The organism is Streptomyces sp. YS-3, from assembly GCF_045257485.1.
Classification (GTDB): domain Bacteria; phylum Actinomycetota; class Actinomycetes; order Streptomycetales; family Streptomycetaceae; genus Streptomyces.
On the sequence record NZ_JBJHPC010000502.1, the window covers coordinates 1 to 5313 of the forward strand.

Here is a 5313-nt window from a genome sequence, read left to right on the forward strand (position 1 = left end):
CCGCCGCGGCCCGCCGTGCCCGCGCCCCGGACCCCTCTGCCGCCGTTCCCGGCGTCCCTTCCGCACCCCGCGCCGTCCATACCCGCGGCCGACGCCCCGGTGGGCGGGCGCCGCCGCGGCCGGGTCGTCGCGGCGGCCGTCTGCCTGGTCCTGGGGATCGGGCTGCTCGGCGGCGCCGCCGCCGGGAGCTGGCTGAGCGGGGAAGCCGGGGGAGCGGACCCCCGCGGCGGCTACACCGCCGCCCGCGAGATGTGGCACAGCACCCCCGTGGACACCCTCTTCCCGCCGACGCTCACCGGCAACGGCGCGGGCCCCGGCGGCGCCGACCGCGTATGGACCCGTATCGGGGTCGCCCCCGACTCCGGCTGCGCCGGAGCCCTCGACCCGCTGCTGCTCAAGGCGCTCCAGCCGGTCGGCTGCGCACGCCTGCTGCGGGCCACGTACACCGACGCCACCTCCAGCGCCGTCACCACCGTCGGGCTCGTCTTCACCGAGGCCGACCCCGACGCGATGGCGGCGCTGCGCGCCCGGTTCGCCGACGAGTCCCTGGGCGACCGCGACGACCTGATGCCGCGCCCGTACCCCGTCAGGGGCACCCCCGCCGCCCGTTTCGGGGACCGTCAGCGGGCCAGCTGGACCGTACGCGTCCTCACCGACGCCCCCGTCGTCGTCTACTCCGTCACCGGCTTCGCGGACGCCCGTACCGTCACCGACCCCCAGCCCGCCGACCGCGCTCTCGACGAGGGGACGACGGACGCGCCCGTCGAGGCGGGGCTCACCTACGACGCCAAGGGCATCGCGGACCGGGTGGAACGGGCCCTGCGCAAGACCGCCGCCACCGGAACGAAGAAGCCGTCATGACCACGCCCCGGGCCACCGCCCGCCGGTACCGCGCCGCCGCCCTCGCCGCCGGTGCCTGCCTCGCGCTCCTGCTGCCGTCCGCCCCCGCGCGGGCGGACGTCATCCGGGACCGCCAGTGGGAGCTGGCCGCCATGCACACCCAGCAGGCGTGGCGCACCACCAAGGGCAAGGGCATCACCGTCGCCGTGCTGGACACCGGTGTCGACGCCACCCACCCCGACCTCGCCGGACAGGTCCTCACCGGCAAGGACCTCGTCGGCTTCGGGGCCGGCCGGGGCAGCCGGGACTGGGCCCGGCACGGCACCGCCATGGCCGGGATCATCGCGGGCCACGGGCACGGGCCGGACCACGGGGACGGCGTCCTCGGTATCGCCCCCGAGGCCAGGATCCTGCCGGTCCGGGTGATCCTGGAATCCACCGACCCGGCGCGCAAGAAGGCGCGCGAGTCACGCGGCGGCGCGCTCGCCGAGGGCATCCGCTGGGCCGCCGACCACGGCGCCGACGTCATCAATCTCTCCCTCGGCGACGACAGCGCCTCCGCGCACCCCGAACCGTCCGAGGACGCCGCCATCCAGTACGCCCTCTCCCGGGGCTCCGTCGTCGTCGCCTCCGCGGGCAACGGCGGCGAACAGGGCGACCACGTCTCCTACCCCGCCGCCTACCCGGGCGTCATCGCCGTCGCCGCCGTCGACCGCTACGGCACGCACGCGGCCTTCTCCACCCGCCGCTGGTACGCCACCGTCTCCGCGCCCGGCGTGGACGTGGTGATAGCGGACCCGGACCGCAAGTACTACGAGGGCTGGGGCACCAGCGCCGCCTCCGCGTTCGTCTCCGGCGCCGTCGCCCTGATCCGCTCCGCCCACCCCGGCCTCTCCCCGGCCCAGATCAAGACCCTGCTCGCGGACACCGCCCGTAACGCGCCCCGCGGTGGCCGCGACGACGCCCGCGGCTACGGCAGCGTCGACCCGGCCGCCGCCCTCGCCGAGGGGGCCCATCTCAGGCCCGAGGTGCGCGCGAACACGGCGACGGGGCGCGCCCGCGCCTACTTCGGCAGCGGCCCCGACAAGGAGAAGGAGAGCGGTCACCGCGCCGACTGGCTCGCCGCCCTCGCGGCTGCCGCCGGGGCCCTGCTGCTCGCCGCGTCCTTCACCCTGTGGCGCGGCAGCCGCACGACCGGCCGGACCTGAGCCCCGGGGAAATCCCCTGGTGCGGGGGGCGGGGCGGCCCCCGGTTAGGCTCGTGCCGTGGCGCTCAAGAACATCCCGGACCCCGGTTTCTCCGACGACGACGGCACCGCCGACCCCGAACTCACGGCGGCGCTCGCCGCCTGGGATCAGGACAGGGGCAGCGGCGCGGCCCGCTCGCGCGTGCTGGCCGCGCTCAAGGACGCCCGGCTGCTCGTCCCCGTCGTCGCGGTGCTGGGCGAGGTGGAGACGGACGAGAACGGACTGCGGCGCGAGAAGACCAGCGACATGGCGGTGCCCACGCTCACCGCCGGCGACCGCAAGGCGCTGCCCGCCTTCACCTCGCTCGCCTCGCTGGCGCTGTGGGACCCCGAGGCCCGGCCCGTCGCCGTCCCCCTGCACCAAGCGCTCCAGGCCGCCGCCCACGAGCGCGCCGACACCGTCGTCCTCGACCTGGCGGGGCCCGTCGCCTACGAGCTGACGGGCGGGGCGCTGCTCGCCCTGGCCGAGGGCCGCACCAGCGCGGACCCGCTCGACGACCCGGCGGTCGTCGAGGCCGTGCGCACGGCCGTCGCCGCGGAGCCCGCCGTGCTCCGCGCCCACCTCGGCCCCGGCACCGCCGACGGCACGCTCGCCCTGGTCCTGGCCGAGGGCGCGGAGCCCGCGGAGGCCGCGCGCCGGGTCGCCGGGCTGCTCGCCGCCGACGAGGTGCTGCGCGCCCGTCTGGTGCGCGGCCTCGACCTCGCCCTGCTCCCGGCCGCCGCCCCGCGGCCCAACGAGCCCCTGTTCACGCGCTGAGCGCGGCGTACGTACGAAGGGAGCGCCCCCGGTCCTCCGGAGGCGCTCCCTTCCTACGTATGCGAGGGCCGGGACTAGCCGTACACCGGGCCCGTGTACTTCTCGCCCGGGCCCTGGCCCGGCTCGTCCGGGACGACCGACGCCTCACGGAAGGCGAGCTGGAGCGACTTCAGGCCGTCGCGCAGCGGGGCGGCGTGGAAGGAGCTGATCTCGGTGGTGCTGGCGTCCAGCAGACCGGCCAGCGCGTGCACGAGCTTGCGGGCCTCGTCCAGGTCCTTGTGCTCGTCGCCCTCCTCCGTCAGGCCGAGCTTCACCGCGGCGGCGCTCATCAGGTTCACGGCGACCGTGACGATCACCTCGACGGCCGGGACCTCGGCGATGTCGCGGGTCATGGTGTCGAAGTCGGTGGTCTCGGGGGACTGGGGGGAGGTCTCACTCATGCCCCACACGATAGGCGCTGCGCGGGTGTGCGCACGATTGGCCCCCATGCCGGTGTGCTGCTAACCTGGTGTAACGACCGGCCAGGCACTCCCATGTGCCCGGCCCACAAGTGGAGGCTCCGATCTCCCACCCGACCACCCTCCGGGGCGGCGGGTCATCCGGTCAGACGGTAGCCATCGTTCCGTACGGACGATGGAGCCGTCCGATGTGCGCCCCGCGGTTGACCGCGGCGGTGCTCCGGTAGTCCATGGAGCCCCGCCTGTGTCCCGTCCGGGGCATTTTTCATGTGCCGTGATGGTTGGTCCGAAGTGAAAGTACGCGCTTGTCTGCCAGACGGGCGTGTGGTGCTACCGAGGAGGATCCATCAGCGCCGAGCCCCGCATCAACGACCGGATTCGCGTTCCCGAAGTGCGTCTGGTCGGTCCCAGCGGCGAGCAGGTCGGGATTGTTCCGCTTGCCAAGGCCCTGGAGCTCGCACAGGAGTACGACCTGGACCTGGTCGAGGTCGCGGCGACCGCCCGTCCGCCCGTGTGCAAGCTCATGGACTACGGGAAGTTCAAGTACGAGTCGGCCATGAAGGCCCGTGAGGCGCGCAAGAACCAGGCGCACACGGTCATCAAGGAGATGAAGCTCCGGCCGAAGATCGACCCGCACGACTATGACACCAAGAAGGGTCACGTCGTCCGGTTCCTCAAGCAGGGCGACAAGGTCAAGATCACGATCATGTTCCGTGGTCGCGAGCAGTCCCGGCCGGAGCTCGGCTACCGACTGCTGCAGCGTCTCGCGGAGGACGTCCAGGACCTCGGCTTCGTCGAGTCGAGCCCGAAGCAGGACGGCCGGAACATGATCATGGTCCTCGGTCCGCACAAGAAGAAGACCGAGGCGATGGCCGAAGCCCGCGAGGCGCAGGCCGCCCGCAAGGCGGAGCGCCAGGGTCACCCGGCCGACGCGGAGGGCTCCGCGGAGGAGCCCGTCGCCGAGGCGCCGGCCGAGGAACCCGCCGAGGCCTGATCCCGGGCAGCCCGCCCAGGACTACCGATACATATGACGCTCCCGCGCGCCGGTCTCCGGACCGGCTGGGGGCGCCACTGACGAGGAGATAACGGCGCTATGCCGAAGAACAAGTCGCACAGCGGTGCCAGCAAGCGCTTCAAGATCACCGGCTCCGGCAAGGTGCTCCGTGAGCGTGCCGGCAAGCGCCACCTGCTCGAGCACAAGTCGTCCAAGCTGACGCGTCGCCTCACCGGCAACGCCGAGATGGCCCCGGGCGACGCCAAGAAGATCAAGAAGCTTCTCGGCAAGTGACGTTTCTCCGCCCCCGGTGACCGGGGGCGGAACGTCGAGACCGGGACCTATTCGAATTCGGGCCGTGTGATCACCGACCACGGCCCCGCTACAAGGAGTTAACAAGTGGCACGCGTCAAGCGGGCAGTCAACGCCCACAAGAAGCGCCGGGCGATCCTCGAGGCGGCCTCCGGCTACCGCGGTCAGCGTTCGCGCCTGTACCGCAAGGCCAAGGAGCAGGTCACCCACTCGCTGGTCTACAACTACAACGACCGCAAGAAGCGCAAGGGCGACTTCCGTCAGCTGTGGATCCAGCGCATCAACGCCGCTGCCCGCCAGAACGGCATGACGTACAACCGCCTCATCCAGGGTCTGAAGGCCGCCAACATCGAGGTGGACCGCAAGATCCTGGCCGAGCTCGCGGTCAACGACGCCAACGCGTTCGCCGCGCTCGTCGAGGTCGCGCAGAAGGCGCTTCCGAGCGACGTCAACGCCCCGAAGGCCGCGTAAGCGCCTCACGGCTTGTTGAGCCGGACCCGGACCCGCAGGCCATCGGCCTGCGGGTCCGGGTGCGTTGGGACCCGGGCCCTTGTTCGTCCGCCGGCCGTCTGTGGCTGGTCGCGCAGTTCCCCGCGCCCCTGAAAGCGCCCGTTCGGGGCGCCCAGGGGATTGCCGCGCAGCGGCATTCAAGGGGCGCGGGGAACTGCGCGACCAGCCCCCACCGACCCGCAGACGAACACCGGGC

General features: G+C 73.2%; 7 protein-coding genes. 6 read left to right on the forward strand and 1 reads right to left on the reverse strand.

All coding sequences use genetic code 11. From position 1 onward, the window contains the following. Positions 1-36 precede the first annotated feature (36 nt). Genes ACJA3G_RS29225 through ACJA3G_RS29235 form a run of 3 tightly spaced genes read left to right on the forward strand, consistent with a single transcriptional unit; the run spans position 37 to position 2843 of the window. Positions 37-861: a hypothetical protein gene (locus tag ACJA3G_RS29225; RefSeq protein ID WP_406556045.1), complete on the forward strand. Its 825-nt coding sequence runs from the start codon at positions 37-39 to the stop codon at positions 859-861. Next, positions 858-2048, forward strand: coding sequence for a type VII secretion-associated serine protease mycosin (gene mycP, locus ACJA3G_RS29230; protein WP_406556042.1), 1191 nt, complete (start codon positions 858-860; stop codon positions 2046-2048). The genes ACJA3G_RS29225 and mycP overlap by 4 nt, the downstream gene beginning before the upstream one ends. Before the next feature lie 57 nt (positions 2049-2105). After that, positions 2106-2843 carry an SseB family protein gene (locus tag ACJA3G_RS29235; protein WP_406556043.1) on the forward strand — a complete coding sequence of 246 codons (738 nt, stop codon included), beginning with the start codon at positions 2106-2108 and terminating at the stop codon, positions 2841-2843. A 74-nt stretch (positions 2844-2917) separates the two neighbouring features. Here the strand turns inward: ACJA3G_RS29235 and ACJA3G_RS29240 are convergent, their stop codons facing one another. Then, positions 2918-3283, reverse strand: a complete 366-nt coding sequence (locus ACJA3G_RS29240) for a DUF1844 domain-containing protein (protein WP_371651416.1) — start codon at positions 3281-3283, stop codon at positions 2918-2920. A 340-nt stretch (positions 3284-3623) separates the two neighbouring features. Here ACJA3G_RS29240 and infC point away from each other — a divergent pair, with 340 nt between their 5' ends. From infC to rplT, 3 genes are all read left to right on the forward strand, one after another. Continuing rightward, positions 3624-4295: a translation initiation factor IF-3 gene (gene infC, locus ACJA3G_RS29245; protein ID WP_406556044.1), complete on the forward strand. Its 672-nt coding sequence runs from the start codon at positions 3624-3626 to the stop codon at positions 4293-4295. Positions 4296-4394: 99 nt separating this feature from the next. Next, positions 4395-4589, forward strand: a complete 195-nt coding sequence (gene rpmI, locus ACJA3G_RS29250) for a 50S ribosomal protein L35 (protein ID WP_030754426.1) — start codon at positions 4395-4397, stop codon at positions 4587-4589. Positions 4590-4694: 105 nt separating this feature from the next. Continuing rightward, positions 4695-5078 carry a 50S ribosomal protein L20 gene (gene rplT, locus ACJA3G_RS29255; protein ID WP_003970214.1) on the forward strand — a complete coding sequence of 128 codons (384 nt, stop codon included), beginning with the start codon at positions 4695-4697 and terminating at the stop codon, positions 5076-5078. The last annotated feature ends 235 nt before the right edge of the window (positions 5079-5313 follow it).